Raw genomic sequence first — 15,333 nt, 5'->3', positions numbered from 1 at the left:
GCCCTTTTCTGTGTCTCGACAACCAGAAAGTATCCGGTTCACGCTGGATTTGCCGGGCATGCGCTGCGGCATAGTGAATCATTCCCGGGACAGCCCTGCCGCAAGCGGGAGAGGGAGCGCACCGCGAGCGTGGCTAAAGTTCACTACGTCTCGAAGGTCTGCGCCGCGTGCCAGGACAGGCCTTCCAGCGTCGTGGTGCGCGGCTTGTATTCGCAGCCGATCCAGCCGCGATAGCCGATCGCGTCGAGATGGCGGAACAGGAAGGGATAGTTGATCTCGCCGGTACCGGGCTCATGCCTGCCCGGATTGTCGGCGAGCTGGACGTGGGCGATCTGAGGCAGATATTCCTGCATGGTACGGGCGAGATCGCCCTCCATGATCTGCATATGATAGATGTCGTACTGGATAAAGAGGTTGTTCGAGCGTATCTCGGAGACCAGCTGCACCGCCTGTTCGGTGCCGCTCAGGTAGAAGCCGGGAATGTCGAGCGTGTTGATCGGCTCAACCAGCAGCTTGATTTTCTCCCGCGCCAGGGTCGAAGCCGCAAAGCGCAAATTCCCGACCAGCGTCTCCTGAAGCTCGCGTGGATCGGCATCATCAGGCGCGATGCCGACCAGGCAGTTGAGCTGCTCGCAATCCAGCGCCTTGGCATAGTCGATCGCGCGGAACACGCCATCGCGAAATTCGGCGACACGATCGGGCAGGATCGCGATGCCGCGCTCGCCCGCCGCCCAATTGCCGGCGGGCAGATTATGCAGCACCTGCGTCAGACCGTGAGATTCCAGCTGCTCGCGCAGCTGCGCCTTGTCGAAATCATAGGGAAAGAGATACTCGACCCCGCTGAAGCCTGCGGCCTTGGCCGCAGCGAAGCGGTCGAGAAACGGTATCTCGTTAAAGAGCATGGTGAGATTGGCGGCGAATTTCGGCATGATGCGGTCTCCCTATTCCGCCGGCTGAAGCACGCCGGGTCGCGTGGCTGCGACCTCGTCGAGCGGCAGATCCAGCACCTCCTCGAATTCGACGACGTTGTCGATCTCCGTTCCCATCGCGATGTTGGTGACGCGTTCGAGGATGAACTCGACCACCACGGGCACGCGGTGCTTCGCCATCAGCTCGCGCGCGGTCGCGAATGCCGCCTGCGAGTCCTTGGGATCGGTGACGCGGATCGCCTTGCAACCGAGTCCCTCGGCGACCGCAACGTGATCGACGCCATAGCCGCCGAGCTCCGGTGCGTTGATGTTCTCAAACGAGAGCTGAACGTGATAGTCCATGTCGAAGCCGCGCTGGGCCTGGCGGATCAGGCCGAGATAGGAATTGTTCACAACAACGTGGATGTAGGGCAGATTGAACTGCGCCCCGACCGCGAGCTCCTCGATCAGGAACTGGAAGTCGTAGTCGCCCGACAGCGCGACGATGTCCCGATCGGGGCATGCCGCGCGCACGCCGAGCGCGGCCGGCAGCGTCCAGCCCAGCGGTCCCGCCTGCCCCGCATTGATCCAGTTGCGTGGGCGATAGACGCCCAGGAATTGCGCGCCGGCGATCTGCGACAGGCCGATCACGGTGACATAGCACGTGTCGCGGCCAAAGGCCTTGGTCATCTCTTCATAGACGCGCTGCGGCTTGATCGGAACGTTGTCGAAATGGCTCTTGCGCAGCATCGAGCGCTTGCGATCGCGGCACGCCGCGGGCCATGCCTGGCGCTCGCGCAACCTGCCCGCCCGCCGCCACTCCCTGGCGACGGTGACGAACAGTTCGAGCGCGGCCTTGGCGTCCGAGACGATGCCGAGATCGGGATTGAATACGCGCCCGATCTGGGTCGGCTCGATGTCGACATGCACGAAGGTGCGACCCTTGGTGTAGGTCTCGACCGAGCCGGTGTGGCGGTTGGCCCAGCGGTTGCCGATGCCGAGCACGAAATCGGATTCGAGCATCGTGGCATTGCCGTAACGATGACTGGTCTGAAGACCGACCATGCCGGCCATCAGCACGTGGTCGTCCGGAATCGCGCCCCACCCCATCAGGGTCGGCACCACAGGCACGTTGGCGATCTCGGCGAATTCGACCAGCAGATCCGAGGCATCGGCGTTGATGATGCCGCCGCCCGCCACGATCAGCGGCCGCTCGGCGGCGTTGAGCATCTCCAGCGCCTTCTCGACCTGCTTGCGGCTCGCAGCCGGCTTGTAGACCGCCAGCGGCTCATAGGTTTCGTCGTCGAACTCGATCTCGGCGAGCTGCACGTCGAGCGGCATGTCGATCAGAACCGGCCCCGGCCGGCCCGAACGCATCACGTGAAAAGCCTGGCTAAACACGCGCGGCACCAATGCTGGCTCGCGCACAGTGACCGCCCATTTGGTCACGGGCTTTGCGATCGACTCGATATCGACGGCCTGGAAATCTTCCTTGTAGAGCCGCGCCCGCGGAGCCTGGCCGGTGATGCACAGGATCGGAATGGAATCGGCGATCGCCGAATAGAGCCCGGTGATCATGTCGGTGCCGGCGGGCCCCGACGTACCGATGCAGACGCCGATATTGCCCGCCTTGGCCCGGGTATAGCCTTCCGCCATGTGCGAGGCACCCTCGACATGGCGCGCCAGGATGTGGCGGATCGAGCCGCGCTTCTTCAGCGCCGAGTAAAGCGGATTGATCGCGGCTCCGGGAACGCCGAAGGCCGTGGAGATGCCCTCCTTCTCCAGAATACGGACGGCTGCATCGACAGCTCGCATTTTCGCCATATCGGACCTCGCTTGGTTGCGTCAGCGAGCGAGATCATCAGGCGCGCGAGCCTTAGGCTCAACGAGATCGATTTTATTTTCCACGATGCGGCAGCCGTGGAAAAATAGTGGATCTCTCAATCAGTTAGATTGAGTGGCGCGTGAAAGCGATCACTCGAACAGCGGCGCCAGCTCCATCTGCGGCACCAGCACCAGGCCCTTGTCGGTGATGCGAATTTCCGGAATGACCGATAGCGGAATCAGATTGAAGCCCATGTAGGGGATGGTGCAGCCGGCCTCCGCCCATTCGGTCTTCAGCACCTTGACCTGCTCGGCCACCTCCGTGACGCGCTTGTCGGAGAGCAGCCCCGCGATCGGCAGCGGCACCAGCGCCCTCACCTTGCCGCCGGCGACGACGCAGACGGCGCCCTGATGCTCCTTGATGGCGGCGATCGCCACCTGCATATCGGGCTCGTTGGTTCCGGCGACGATGATGTTGTGACTGTCGTGCCCGACGCTGGAGGCGACCGCACCGCGCTTCAGGCCGAAGTCCTTCAGCAGGCCGTAAGCGACGTTGCCAGCCGATTTGCCGTGGCGCTCGACCACCGAGACGAAGCACAGCCCGTAGCGCGCGAACAGGCTGGGCCAGTCTCTCGTGGGTTCGATTCTGATCTTCTCGTGGATCAGCGTGATGCCGGGCAGCGCGGTCTTGATCGCGTTGACGGTGCAGGCCTTGGCCGGCAGCTCCGGCGTCAGCTTCAGCTTTTCCGGCAACTTGACGGTCGCATACGCCGCCTTTGGATATTGATAGCGCTGCGACAGGGCCTGGTCGAGCCGTCGCGTGATCTTGCCGTGCTCGACCACCAGCTCGCCGCCATACCAGGTGCATTGCGGCTTCAGATCGTCGTCCATCAGCACCAGATCGGCGCGGCGGCCGCCGCCGAGCCCGCCGATATCGCTGTCCAGGTTGAAGCGCGTCGCGCCATGCAGCGAGCCCATCGACCAGGCTTGCTCGGGTGACATCCCGGCCTTGACGGCCTCGCGCACCACCCAGTCCAGGCCGAACAGTAGGAGATCGTCGGCATCGCGATCGTCGGTGCACACTGCGGTGCGCTTATGCGAGGCGCCAAGCTCGGTGATGGTGCGGATCGCCTGCGGCAGCGAGTGCCACGGCGTGGTTGGCGGACCGCCGCGCAGAAAAACCCAGACGCCGGCATCGAGCAAATCGTCGGCGATGTCGCGGTCGATCGCCTCATGGGTGTCGGTGACGCCGGACGCCGCATAGGCGGCGACGAATTCGCGGCCGTAAACATGACCGGACACCGGCCGTCCGCGCTTCAACGCGGCGGCTAGGATCGCGTGGCTGCGCTCATCGCCCATCGCCACCGGCACAAAATCCATTTTCTCGCCGAGCGCCACGGCTTCGGGCCAGCGGTCGAACAGGCCGGCGATCTTGTCCGGCGTGAGATCGCCGCCGGCAGTTTCCAGTTCGGCCGAGGTGGCCGGCACCGTGCTCGGCACGGTCAGGAAAATCGAGAGCGGCGCCTCGCGCGCATCCTCCAGCATTGCCTCGACGCCGGCCACGTCCATGACGTTGCCGATCTCGTGGCTGTCGCAGAAGATCGTGGTAGTGCCGTTGAGGAGCGCGGCCTCGGCATAGGCGCAGGCCGTCACCATCGAGGATTCGATGTGGAGGTGCGGATCGACCAACCCCGGCGCGATGATGCCTCCGGCCGCGTCGTAAACCGCAACGTCGCTCCACACCTTCTTGGCCGCGCCGGCCGGCTTCGCCGCAGCGATCCGCCCGCCCGTGATCCAGACTTCGCGCCCGGGATGAAGGCGCTCCGAATAGGTCGAGAGCACCCGCGCACCTGTGACAACGAGGTCTGGCGCGAGCCGCGCGGAGGCGACATCGGCCAGACGCCGGGTCATCGAATGCAGCGGGGCGACGGTGAAGCGGGTAAGTCTGGTCATCAGAACCCTCGCGTGGCGTTACGGCCCAGCGATGGTTACGCCCTGCACCCAACCGGGCAAGCTCAAATATAACGGCACGTCCTGCTTACGCCTTAGGCGGCGAACCGGCTGCCGATGCCGACTTTGCGGGTCTGCGCGAGTTCCGCCGTCTCGGCGGTGGTGCGACAGTGGGTTTGACCCGTATCCGCATCGACCTGCCCTTCGGCTCGTCAATCTCGAAGGAATTGGTCTTTCGCACGAGGTCGCTCAGCTTGCGGAAGCCGAAGGTCCTCGGATCGAAATCGGATGCCAGGTTGGCAAGCTGCCGCCCGACCTCCCCGAGCGTCACCCAGCCGTCCTCACTCTCCATCTGGGTGATGACCTTCTTGATGATGGGCGTCGCGGCTTCGGGCGGCTGGAGCGATGTCGACCTTAAGGCAGCGTCCTGGGTGTTCGCCGGAGCGGCAAGCAGATTCTCCGTGTAGACGAACCTTCGGCAGGCCTGCCGAAAACTTTCCGGCGTCTTGTGTTCGCCAAAGCCAAAGACATCGACGCCCTGCTCCCGGATGCGGGCAGCGAGACGCGTAAAGTCGCTATCGGAGGAAACCAGGCAAAAGCCGTCGAACCGGCCGCTGTGAAGCAGGTCCATGGCGTCGATCACCAGAGTGATGTCGGAGGCATTCTTCCCCGTCGTATAGGCGAACTGCTGCTGCGGAATAATGGCGTGCTTCGACAGGATGTCGGCCCACGCCCTGGATCGCGTATGGGAGAAATCGCCGTAGATGCGGCGAACGCTGGCCTCGCCGATCTTGGCAATCTCCTCGAACAATCCATCCGCGATCTTCGCGGAGGCATTGTCGGCATCGATCAGGACGGCAAGGCGGGGCGAACGGAGCTCGGAAGGCATGACATTCCCCAAAAGGACGCGACAACAGTGGACGGATATACCGACGTCGGGGCCCTTGCCGCCAGAGCTGATTTCTTTCAACGGGCCAAGATGGGCCGCAAACTCGGCTCAATCCGGTTTCGCCGCCGGCGTCACACCCCCGAGCGCTGCAGTCAATTCCGCCGCCACATCCCGCACCACGCGGCCGATCTCCGGCAGCCGGGTGTCGGTGACGCGGCTGGTCAGGCCGGACACTGAGATCGCGGCCAGCGGCTCAGCGAGCGCGTTGTAGACGACGGAGGCGACGCAGCGCAGGCCCATCTCGGCCTCTTCGTCATCCACCGCAAAACCCTGCGTCCGGATCACGTTAAGCTCCCGGAACAGATCGCTCGGCCGCACGATCGACTTTTCGGTCAGCCGCGGCATGCCGTGATGGCGGATGATGGCGCCGACGTCCTCGTCCGAATAGGTCGCGAGCACCGCCTTGCCGACGCCTGACGTCACCATCGGGACGCGGCCGCCGACCTTGGTCAGCGAGCGCATGATCTCGCGGCTCTCCATGCGGGTCAGCACGATGATGAATTCGTCGTCGACGACCGCGAGATTGGCGGTCTCGCGGGTGAGATCGCGCAGCTTGCGCAGGTACGGGATCGCCTGCGCCGTGAAATTACGCCGCCGCGCGAAGCTCGCACCCACGGTAAAACTGCGCACGCCGACATGCCATTTGGATTCGGCGCGGTCGAACTGCACGAAGCGGCGGCTTTCCAGCGTTGCCAGCAGGCGGTGCACGGTCGAAGCCGACAGGCCGGTGCGCACGGCGAGGTCGCTGAGGCGATAACCTTCATCGTCCTCGGCCAGCGTCTCCAGGATCGACAGCGCGCGGTCGACCGACTGCACGCCGCCGTCGCGCGCCTCATGATCGGCCTCGGCGGGCGACCTGGGCTCGAGCGATTTGCGCCGGATCACGTTCTTGCTCATCGCGACCTGCCCTTCGTCCGCGATCTCCGTCCACCTCTCCCCGTCGGGGAGAGGTCGATTTGCGCAGCAATTCGGGTGAGGGGTGCAGGTCCCTCGATAGAGCAGACCCCTCACCCGGCGCTTCGCGCCGACCTCTCCCTATGGGAGAGGTTTAGCACCGCCGATACGACAGCAATTCATTTCAAACTCGTCATGCGTTAGATCGAATGCCGCTCCAGACTGCTCCGAGGCGGGCATTTCCTTTTCGTCCGCTCAGAGCAGCCCTGCCCCGCGCGCCCATTTGTACTTGGCCCCTAACACCTCGACCGGCAGCTCGGTCGAATAGGCGTAGGCCGGGATGCCGTTCTGGTAGAGATATTCGGCGGCTTCCTCGACCTCGACGTCGCCGGCGAGCGAGGCGACGATCGGCTTCACGAAGCCCTTTGCCTCCATCTCCTTCTTCACCTCGACCATGTTGCGGGCGAACACCATCGGCGGCGTTACGATGGTGTGCCAGTAGCCGAGGATCAGCGAATGGATGCGCTCATCCGACAGGCCGAGCTTCACGGTGTTGACGTAGGTGATCGGCGGCTCGCCGCCGGTGATATCCACAGGATTTCCTGCAGCTCCGAACGGCGGGATGAACTTGCGAAAGGCCGCATCGAGATCCGGCGGCATCGACATCAGCGACAGGCCGTTGTCGACGACGGAGTCCGACAGCAGCACGCCCGAACCACCGGCGCCGGTGATGATCAACACGTTCTCGCCCTTCGGCGTCGGCAGCACCGGCACACCGCGGGCGAATTCGAGCAGTTGCCGGAGCGAGCGAGCGCGGATCACGCCAGATTGCGCCAGGACATCCTCGTAGATCTTGTCGTTGCCGGCGAGCGCGCCGGTGTGCGACGAGGCCGCCTTCGCGCCGGCCGAGGTGCGGCCGGCCTTGAGCACGATCACAGGCTTCTTCTTGGAGACGCGCCTTGCGGCTTCGGCAAAGGCGCGGCCGTCCTTGAGGTCCTCGCAGTGCTGCGCGATCAGATTGGTGTTGGGATCCTGCTCGAAGAAGGCGAGCAGATCGTCCTCATCGATGTCGGACTTGTTGCCGAGGCCGACGATCGCGGAGACGCCCATCTTGGCCGAGCGCGAGAAGCCGATGATGGCCATGCCGATGCCGCCCGACTGCGACGACAATGCCGCGTGGCCCTTGACGTCGTAAGCGGTGCAGAAGGTCGCGCAGAGACTGGCCGGCGTATAGTAGAAGCCGTAGATGTTCGGCCCCATCAGGCGGATGTCGTACTTCTTGCCGACCTCGACGATCTCGGCCTGGAGCTCCGGCGCGCCCGCTTCGGCAAAGCCTGACGGGATCAGCACCGCGCCCGGGATTTTCTTCTCGCCGCATTCGACCAGCGCAGCCGCGACGAACTTCGCAGGAATCGCGAACACCGCCGTATCGATCACGCCCGGCACGTCCTTGACGCTCTTATAGGCCTTGTAGCCGAGGATCTCGGCGGCCTTCGGATGGATCGGATAGATATCGCCCTTGTAGCCGCCGTTGATGAGGTTCTTCATCACGGAGTTGCCGATCTTGCCGTCCTCGGCGGAGGCGCCGACCACGGCGACCGCCTTCGGCTGCATGATGCGGCTCATAGCCGCGACGATCTCTTCGGTCGGGCGCGGCTTCGGCTTGGGCTTGTAGGCGAAATCGACGACGATGCGCACGTCGGCGGCCGTCGCGTCCTTCGCCGTCGCGAAAACGGGGTTGAGGTCGAGCTCGACGATCTCGGGAAAATCCGTAACGAGCTGGGAGACCTTGACGATGATGTCGGCCAGCGCCATGCGGTTGACCGGCTCGCTGCCGCGCACGCCCTTGAGGATCTCATGCGCCTGGATGCCGTCGAGCATCGAGAGCGCATCTTCCTTGGTCGCGGGCGCAAGGCGGAAGGTGACGTCCTTCAGGACTTCGACCAGCACGCCGCCAAGTCCGAAGGCGACCAGCTTGCCGAACGAGCCGTCGGTGATCGAGCCAACGATCACCTCGGTTCCGCCGGCCAGCATCTGCTGCACCTGGATGCCCTCGATCTTGGCGTCGGCCTTGTACTTCTTGGCGTTGGAGAGAATGGTCTCGTAGGCCTTCTCGGCATCCTGCACCGTCTTGACACCGACGACGACGCCGCCGGCCTCCGTCTTGTGGAGAATGTCCGGCGAGACGATCTTCATGACGACGGGGAAGCCCATCGAGGAGGCGACCTTGCCGGCCTCGCCTGCCGACTTCACCACACTCTCCTTCGGCACCGGAATGCCGTAGGCATCGCAGACCAGCTTGCCCTCAGGCGCCGTCAGGCTGGTGCGGTTGTCCGCCTTGACCTGGTCAAGGACCTTGCGGACGACGTCTTTGGAATTGGACATGTGGCTTCTCCCTTGACCTTCAGTTCTTGCGCGCGTGGTGCGGCTGCCTGTCATGCTTGTCATTCGCCGAGGTTTGTTTGTTCCGCGCTGCGGAACGGAGTGGCATAAAGCCGAGATTACTCCGCCGGCTTGGATCAAAAATGGCTGGCGATGGCATTTGGTATGCCAGAAGCCAACTTGTCAAGCCGCGACGCCTCTAGAACGCTGCAAAAAATAGGCAGCTTGACACGCTGGCATGTGGTATGCCAAAAACTTTCCAGTTAATATTCCTGTAAAAGACGACTCCCCACTGGAGGAGAATCGTCGTGTCACTGCGGAAACCAACCAAGGCGTTGCCGAACATGGCCGAGGCAGACATCGCAATCGTTCGTATTGCCCCGGAGAGCAGCTTCAAGAACAAGGCGTATGACGCCTTGAAGGAAGCCATCCTCAAGATGGACATCTACTCGACGCCCGAGCCGGTGATGCTCGACGAGCGCGCGCTGTCCGAGCGCCTCGGCGTCAGCCGCACCCCGATCCGCGAGGCGATCGCGATGCTCGAGCAGGACGGTTTCGTCAAGACTGTTCCGCGCCGCGGCATCATGGTGGTGCGCAGGACCAAGAGCGAGATCGTCGACATGATCCGCGCCTGGGCGGCGTTGGAGAGCATGGCGGCACGCCTGATCACCACCACGGCACGCAAGAAGGACATCACGGCGCTGCGCGATTTCTTCAAGGACTTTGGGAAGGACCGCCTGCCGCAGGATCACGTCGAGGAATATTCGCGTGCCAATATCGCCTTTCACCAGGCGCTGATCTCGCTGTCGGAATCGCCCGTGCTGGTCGATCTCACCAACGATTTGCTGCTGCACGTGCGTGGCTACCGGCAATTGACGATTGGGCGAAAGGATCGCACCGCGACCTCGCTGCCCGAGCATCTCGGCATCATCGAAGCGCTCGAAGCGCGCGACACTGAACTCGCCGAGAAGCGCGCCCGCGACCACACTCTTGGCCTTGCGGCTTATGTCGAAGCGCATGGCCAGGAACTGTTTGGCTAACAATTTTCACCAGAAGGGCGAACTCATTTGCCCCCAAAGCCTAAACGGCACCTTGAGACCAGGGAGACAAGGCCCATGCTGAATACCGCGACCAAGTCCGAAGCACCGGGCACCGAGCAGGAATTGACGGATGGTTTCCATCTCGTCATCGACGCGCTCAAGCTGAACGGCATCAACACCATCTATAATGTGCCGGGCATCCCGATCACGGATTTGGGCCGCATGGCGCAGGCCGCCGGCATCCGCGTGATCTCGTTCCGCCACGAGCAGAACGCCGGTTACGCGGCGGGCATCGCCGGCTATCTCACCAAGAAACCCGGCGTCTGTCTCACCGTCTCCGCGCCCGGCTTCCTCAACGGTCTCACCGCGCTCGCGCATGCCACCACCAACTGCTACCCGATGATCCTGGTCTCCGGCTCCTCGGAGCGCGAAATCGTCGACCTCCAGCAGGGCGACTATGAGGAGATGGACCAGCTCGCGATTGCAAAGCCGCTCTGCAAGGCGGCCTATCGCGTGCTGCACGCCCAGGACATCGGCATTGGCCTGGCCCGCGCCATCCGCGCCGCTGTCTCGGGTCGTCCGGGCGGGGTCTATCTCGACCTGCCGGCAAAGCTGTTCGGCCAGGTGATGAACGCCGATGCCGGCCGGAAGTCGCTGGTCAAGGTGATCGATGCGGCGCCTGCGCAGATCCCCTCGCCCGCTTCGGTGAAGCGCGCGCTCGACGTGCTCAAGAGCGCGAAGCGCCCGCTGATCATCCTCGGCAAGGGCGCGGCCTACGCTCAGGCCGATGAGGAGATCAAGAACTTCGTCGAGAAGAGCGGCGTGCCGTTCCTGCCGATGAGCATGGCCAAGGGCCTGCTTGCCGACACCCATCCGCAATGCGCCGGCGCGGCTCGTTCGACGGTGCTGAAAGAGTCCGACGTCGTGCTGCTGATCGGGGCGCGGCTGAACTGGCTGCTGTCGCACGGCAAGGGCAAGAGCTGGGGCGAAGCGCCCAAGAAGTTCATCCAGGTCGACATCGAGCCGAGGGAAATGGACTCCAACGTCGAGATCGTCGCGCCCGTCGTCGGCGACATCGGCTCGGTCGTCGCGGCCTTCAACCAGGCGATGGGCTCGAGCTGGACCGCGCCGCCGGCCGAATGGACCAAGGCGATCGTCTCCAAGCGCGAAGAGAACGTCGCCAAGATGGCGCCGAAGCTCATGAACAACAAGTCCCCGATGGACTATCACGGCGCACTCGGCGTGCTGAAGAACGTCATCAAGGATCATCCCGAGGCGATCCTCGTCAACGAGGGCGCCAATACGCTCGACCTCGCCCGCGGCGTCATCGACATGTACAAGCCGCGCAAGCGTCTCGATGTCGGCACCTGGGGCGTGATGGGCATCGGCATGGGCCAGGCGATCGCGGCGGCGCTGGAGACCGGCCACCCCGTGCTCGCGGTGGAAGGCGACTCGGCCTTCGGCTTCTCCGGCATGGAGGTCGAGACCATCTGCCGCTACAATTTGCCGATCTGCATCGTCATCTTCAACAATGACGGCATCTATCGCGGCACCGACGTCAACAGCGCCAACGCCGATCCGGCGACCACGGTGTTCGTCAAGGGCGCCCGCTACGACAAGATGATGGAAGCCTTCGGCGGCGTCGGCGTGAACGCGACCTCGCCGGACGAGCTCAAGCGCGCCGTCAACGAGGCGATGGCGTCGGGCAAGCCGACGCTCATCAACGCGGTGATCGATCCGGCCGCCGGCTCGGAGAGCGGCCGCATCGGCAACCTCAATCCGCAGAGCGTCTTGCAGAAGAAAAAGTAAGTCCACCCCTTCAACCATTTATTCCCTGTGGTTAGCAGGGGCAGACAGAGTACGGAGCAACATGATGACCAAAGCGCTCACGGGCGTTCGCATTCTCGACTTCACCCACGTCCAGTCCGGACCGACTTGCACGCAGTTGCTCGCCTGGTTCGGCGCCGACGTGATCAAGGTGGAGCGGCCCGGTGTCGGCGACATCACCCGCGGGCAGCTGCAGGACATCCCGAACGTGGACAGCCTGTATTTCACCATGCTCAACCACAACAAGCGCTCGATCACTCTCGACACCAAGAATCCCAAGGGCAAGGAAGTCCTCACCGAGCTGATCAAGAAGTGCGACGTGCTGGTGGAGAATTTCGGCCCCGGTGTGCTCGACCGCATGGGCTTCCCCTGGGAGAAGATCCAGGCGATCAACCCGAAGATGATCGTCGCCTCGATCAAGGGCTTTGGCCCCGGGCCCTACGAGGACTGCAAGGTCTATGAGAACGTTGCGCAGTGCACCGGCGGCGCCGCCTCCACCACCGGCTTCCGCGACGGCCTCCCGCTCGTCACCGGCGCGCAGATCGGCGATAGCGGCACCGGCCTGCATCTCGCGCTCGGCATCGTCACCGCGCTCTACCAGCGCACGCATTCGGGCAAGGGCCAGCGCGTCACCGCCGCGATGCAGGACGGCGTGCTGAATCTGGCGCGCGTCAAGCTGCGCGACCAGCAGCGTCTCGCCCACGGTCCGCTCAGGGAATACAGCCAATTCGGCGAAGGCATTCCGTTCGGCGACGCCGTGCCGCGCGCCGGCAACGATTCCGGCGGCGGCCAGCCCGGCCGCATCCTGAAGTGCAAGGGCTGGGAGACCGATCCCAACGCCTACATCTACTTCATCACCCAGGCTCCGGTCTGGGAGAAGATCTGCGACGTGATCGGCGAGCCGACCTGGAAGACCGATCCGAACTACGCCAAGCCGGCGGCGCGCCTGCCGCGCCTGAACGAGATCTTCGGCCGCATCGAACAGTGGACGATGACGAAGACCAAGTTCGAGGCGATGGAGATCCTCAACAAGGACGACATCCCGTGCGGCCCGATCCTGTCGATGAAGGAGATCGCCGAAGATCAGTCGCTGCGCGCCACCGGCACCGTGGTCGAGGTCGATCACCCCACCCGCGGCAAGTACATCTCGGTCGGCAACCCGATCAAGCTGTCGGACTCCCCGAGCGACGTGGAGCGCTCGCCGCTGCTCGGCGAGCACACCGACGAAATCCTGCGCAGCGTGCTCGGCTTCAGCGACCACCAGGTCGCCGAGATCCACAAGTCCGGCGCACTCGATCCGCCGCAGAAGCAGGCCGCGGAGTAAGCGACACCACAACGAGTGAGACAAAAGGGCCGCCCTCCGAGGCGGCCCTTTTTTCGTAAGAATGCCGCGCGGCCGCAGGCTTTGACCAAAAAAAACAACCCCATGCACAGAAGCCAACCCCTTGGCTGCAGAAGGATTTCGTATTTAACGAAACACTTTTGACGCGTCGGGCAAAACAGGGGTATTGTGCCATGACTCGAGAAAGCGAATGTGCGGCCATTGGAGTGCGCGTTGACGCAGCCGCGCGCCGCTGAGAGCGCACCCTCTATCCCTGCTCTCGCCAGCACTTCATTTCCATCGGAAGCCGCAGCCTGAGGTCCAATCCCCGCCATCAGCTTTACGGTTCCGCAATTAAAGACTGGCGCCGAGGAACAGATACTCTGGCCGGCCGTTACTCTCTCCACCGGCACGCTCTCGGAAATGCGAGTGCGCCGCCCCACGGCGAGTGACCAAGCACCTCGCACAAGACCTGCCAACGCTGAAGAAGTGGCCGCCGTGTCGCCCCGAGGGACAAGTCGATCTGCATCAGCGTGCGAGCGAGAGGCGTCGTCGCGTCCAGCACTTGCCGGGACCACGCTCGTTGATCAAATGGAGGTCGAAATGTTGAGAGATCAATCCTCTGATCGAGCCAAGCGTGAAGCCAACAAGGTGTTCAAGCCTGCCAAAACGCAGAAGCCGATGAATGACTATGCGAAGGACCAGCGCTCCTTCCACGAGAACCGCGAGCGCCTGAAAGCGGAGCGATTGGCCCGCGAGGCCAAATCGGGAAGCCGCTCCGAATAGGAAGGGTTTGCATCCGGGCGATTGAGGATCGCGCCGAAGGCGCTGCGCCGAAATCGACGCCCGACCTCGACCTAAAGCATCGAGAGCACGACGATTCCGTCTTCGAGCTCGCCCGAAGCCAGCCGTGTCCGCGCGACGCGCTCGAACTCCGTCCGATATCTCTGAAGGTAGCTGAAGGCCTGCTTCTGCGTCTGAAACGTGGTTGCAAGGCGGCACATCTGGCGGCCGGCGCCAAGCGCGAGAAAGAAGGTGATTGTGCCACCGCCGTCCGGCTTGACCCTAGGCACGACCCGCACTCTTTGGCATGTGATCGGCCCCTCGCCAGATTGTCGTCCGCGCTATTGAAGATAATTATTGCGTCAGCTTCTTCTTGCGCTTCGTCGGGGTGGGCGCCGGCAACGATGCCTGAAGGGTTGCGTCGGCCGCTTCCTTGGCTTGGCGCAGCTCCCGAAGCCGCGCCATGTTCTTGCGGACCTCGACGGCCTGCTTCTCGGCATCCGCCATGGCCCGCGCTCCTTCTTCAGACGCCAAACGCTGACGATTGGAACGTGCGATGCCTTCGGGTGACGGTTCTGCCGATTTCCTGGCGCTCATCGTTCACCCTCCGTAACAAACAAAACCCGCTCAATCCGGGGAATGAGCGGGCAGCGTAGCCGTTTCAGTACATCCGTGAAACGGCACAGGGAACTCAAGCCAGCGAGAGATTCTCAGCGCTGACCTTGCCCCGCATCTTGTCGGTCTTGACCTCGAAGTTGACCTGCTGACCCTCGGCGAGGCCCGCCAGACCAGCCCGCTCGACCGCGCTGATGTGAACGAACACATCGTTGCCGCCATCGTTGGGCTGAATGAATCCAAAGCCCTTCTGGCCGTTAAACCACTTCACAGTACCTGTTGTCATTTTCTTCTCCAAAGCGCACATGCGCGCATTCCGCGTGACACCCACGCAGAACTCGATTCAATTCGTCGATGTCGATGGAAAAGGAGCCCGCAGGCGCATTCAACAAGGCACAGCGGCTGAACGAACGGCATCAAGGTATACCTCATCAGCGTCATTTGCAAGGCTTGCCCGGTTTTAATTGGGCCGAGACGTCGCCGGAACGTGCCCAGAAGGCCTAGCATTACAGTTGTCTTTTTGATTTGACATGAGCGCGTTGAGCGGCAGCCTGATGAGCTCTGCGCCAGAAAGACCATGCGATGATGCGTGCGGGTTGAATACGCTTTCGAGCAAGTCTGATGGCAATGCGGCGGATTTCCTGGATTGACCAACGGATCAGTGGCGGCGTGGTTATGCTTTGGCTTTTGCCGGGGGGCGACGTTTGGTTTTTTTGGGCGGTGGCGGATTAGCGCGATGTCGGATCGCGGCCATCATGGCGAAGGCGAGCATCACCAAGGACACATGACGGTGCCAGCCATGCCAGGATCTGCTCTCGTTGTGATCCAGCCCGAACTCGT

13 protein-coding genes and 1 pseudogene are annotated in these 15,333 nt (G+C 63.2%); 4 read left to right on the top strand and 10 right to left on the bottom strand.

Annotated elements, in window-relative coordinates; all coding sequences use genetic code 11:
• Window positions 1-143 precede the first annotated feature (143 nt).
• From hyi to IVA82_RS27565, 6 genes are all read right to left on the bottom strand, one after another.
• Complete coding sequence (hyi, locus tag IVA82_RS27590) at window positions 144-929, bottom strand: hydroxypyruvate isomerase (protein WP_247391158.1); 786 nt, start codon at window positions 927-929, stop codon at window positions 144-146.
• A gap of 12 nt (window positions 930-941) precedes the next feature.
• On the bottom strand, window positions 942-2,732 hold the full coding sequence (gcl, locus tag IVA82_RS27585; protein WP_247391156.1) for a glyoxylate carboligase: 1,791 nt from the start codon (window positions 2,730-2,732) through the stop codon (window positions 942-944).
• Between the two features lie 150 nt (window positions 2,733-2,882).
• Window positions 2,883-4,685, bottom strand: a complete 1,803-nt coding sequence (locus IVA82_RS27580) for an adenine deaminase C-terminal domain-containing protein (RefSeq protein WP_247391154.1) — start codon at window positions 4,683-4,685, stop codon at window positions 2,883-2,885.
• A gap of 85 nt (window positions 4,686-4,770) precedes the next feature.
• Window positions 4,771-5,571 carry an NYN domain-containing protein gene (locus tag IVA82_RS27575; RefSeq protein WP_247391152.1) on the bottom strand — a complete coding sequence of 267 codons (801 nt, stop codon included), beginning with the start codon at window positions 5,569-5,571 and terminating at the stop codon, window positions 4,771-4,773.
• A 108-nt stretch (window positions 5,572-5,679) separates the two neighbouring features.
• The gene (locus IVA82_RS27570) at window positions 5,680-6,528 is read right to left on the bottom strand and encodes an IclR family transcriptional regulator (protein WP_247391150.1); all 849 of its coding nucleotides are present in this window, start codon (window positions 6,526-6,528) and stop codon (window positions 5,680-5,682) included.
• Window positions 6,529-6,780: 252 nt separating this feature from the next.
• Window positions 6,781-8,910, bottom strand: coding sequence for an acetate--CoA ligase family protein (locus IVA82_RS27565; protein WP_247391148.1), 2,130 nt, complete (start codon window positions 8,908-8,910; stop codon window positions 6,781-6,783).
• A gap of 341 nt (window positions 8,911-9,251) precedes the next feature.
• Here IVA82_RS27565 and IVA82_RS27560 point away from each other — a divergent pair, with 341 nt between their 5' ends.
• The 4 genes from IVA82_RS27560 to IVA82_RS27545 all read left to right on the top strand — a co-directional run bounded on the left by IVA82_RS27560 (window position 9,252) and on the right by IVA82_RS27545 (window position 13,881).
• On the top strand, window positions 9,252-9,947 hold the full coding sequence (locus IVA82_RS27560) for a GntR family transcriptional regulator (protein ID WP_187435903.1): 696 nt from the start codon (window positions 9,252-9,254) through the stop codon (window positions 9,945-9,947).
• Window positions 9,948-10,022: 75 nt separating this feature from the next.
• Window positions 10,023-11,756: an oxalyl-CoA decarboxylase gene (gene oxc / locus IVA82_RS27555; protein WP_247391146.1), complete on the top strand. Its 1,734-nt coding sequence runs from the start codon at window positions 10,023-10,025 to the stop codon at window positions 11,754-11,756.
• Between the two features lie 64 nt (window positions 11,757-11,820).
• On the top strand, window positions 11,821-13,098 hold the full coding sequence (gene frc, locus IVA82_RS27550; RefSeq protein WP_247391143.1) for a formyl-CoA transferase: 1,278 nt from the start codon (window positions 11,821-11,823) through the stop codon (window positions 13,096-13,098).
• A gap of 600 nt (window positions 13,099-13,698) precedes the next feature.
• Entirely contained in the window at window positions 13,699-13,881 is a 183-nt protein-coding gene (locus IVA82_RS27545; RefSeq protein ID WP_247391141.1) for a hypothetical protein, read from the top strand.
• 71 nt (window positions 13,882-13,952) lie between these two features.
• On the opposite strand, the gene IVA82_RS27540 is transcribed toward IVA82_RS27545, so the two are convergent.
• The 4 genes and pseudogenes from IVA82_RS27540 to IVA82_RS27525 form a co-directional block, all read right to left on the bottom strand.
• Complete coding sequence (locus tag IVA82_RS27540) at window positions 13,953-14,177, bottom strand: hypothetical protein (RefSeq protein ID WP_247391139.1); 225 nt, start codon at window positions 14,175-14,177, stop codon at window positions 13,953-13,955.
• 55 nt (window positions 14,178-14,232) lie between these two features.
• A complete protein-coding gene (locus IVA82_RS27535; RefSeq protein ID WP_247391137.1) occupies window positions 14,233-14,475 on the bottom strand; it encodes a transcriptional regulator in 243 nt (80 codons plus the stop codon).
• 94 nt (window positions 14,476-14,569) lie between these two features.
• Window positions 14,570-14,779, bottom strand: a complete 210-nt coding sequence (locus tag IVA82_RS27530) for a cold-shock protein (RefSeq protein WP_148739912.1) — start codon at window positions 14,777-14,779, stop codon at window positions 14,570-14,572.
• Window positions 14,780-15,166: 387 nt separating this feature from the next.
• Window positions 15,167-15,333: pseudogene (locus IVA82_RS27525) on the bottom strand (IS701 family transposase); the annotation flags it as partial.

The sequence above is a fragment of the Bradyrhizobium sp. 142 genome, from assembly GCF_023074015.1.
Lineage (GTDB): Bacteria > Pseudomonadota > Alphaproteobacteria > Rhizobiales > Xanthobacteraceae > Bradyrhizobium.
The sequence above is the reverse complement of the archived record's forward strand: the minus strand, read 5'-3'. Positions and strand labels throughout refer to the sequence as shown.

Coding starts and splice junctions, on each gene's coding strand:
- IVA82_RS27535 (WP_247391137.1), bottom strand. CDS start 14,475: ATGAGCGCCAGGAAATCGGCAGAACCGTCACCCGAAGGCATCGCACGT.
- gcl (WP_247391156.1), bottom strand. CDS start 2,732: ATGGCGAAAATGCGAGCTGTCGATGCAGCCGTCCGTATTCTGGAGAAG.
- IVA82_RS27560 (WP_187435903.1), top strand. CDS start 9,252: ATGGCCGAGGCAGACATCGCAATCGTTCGTATTGCCCCGGAGAGCAGC.
- frc (WP_247391143.1), top strand. CDS start 11,821: ATGACCAAAGCGCTCACGGGCGTTCGCATTCTCGACTTCACCCACGTC.
- IVA82_RS27570 (WP_247391150.1), bottom strand. CDS start 6,528: ATGAGCAAGAACGTGATCCGGCGCAAATCGCTCGAGCCCAGGTCGCCC.
- IVA82_RS27575 (WP_247391152.1), bottom strand. CDS start 5,571: ATGCCTTCCGAGCTCCGTTCGCCCCGCCTTGCCGTCCTGATCGATGCC.
- IVA82_RS27580 (WP_247391154.1), bottom strand. CDS start 4,685: ATGACCAGACTTACCCGCTTCACCGTCGCCCCGCTGCATTCGATGACC.
- IVA82_RS27530 (WP_148739912.1), bottom strand. CDS start 14,779: ATGACAACAGGTACTGTGAAGTGGTTTAACGGCCAGAAGGGCTTTGGA.
- oxc (WP_247391146.1), top strand. CDS start 10,023: ATGCTGAATACCGCGACCAAGTCCGAAGCACCGGGCACCGAGCAGGAA.
- hyi (WP_247391158.1), bottom strand. CDS start 929: ATGCCGAAATTCGCCGCCAATCTCACCATGCTCTTTAACGAGATACCG.
- IVA82_RS27565 (WP_247391148.1), bottom strand. CDS start 8,910: ATGTCCAATTCCAAAGACGTCGTCCGCAAGGTCCTTGACCAGGTCAAG.
- IVA82_RS27545 (WP_247391141.1), top strand. CDS start 13,699: ATGTTGAGAGATCAATCCTCTGATCGAGCCAAGCGTGAAGCCAACAAG.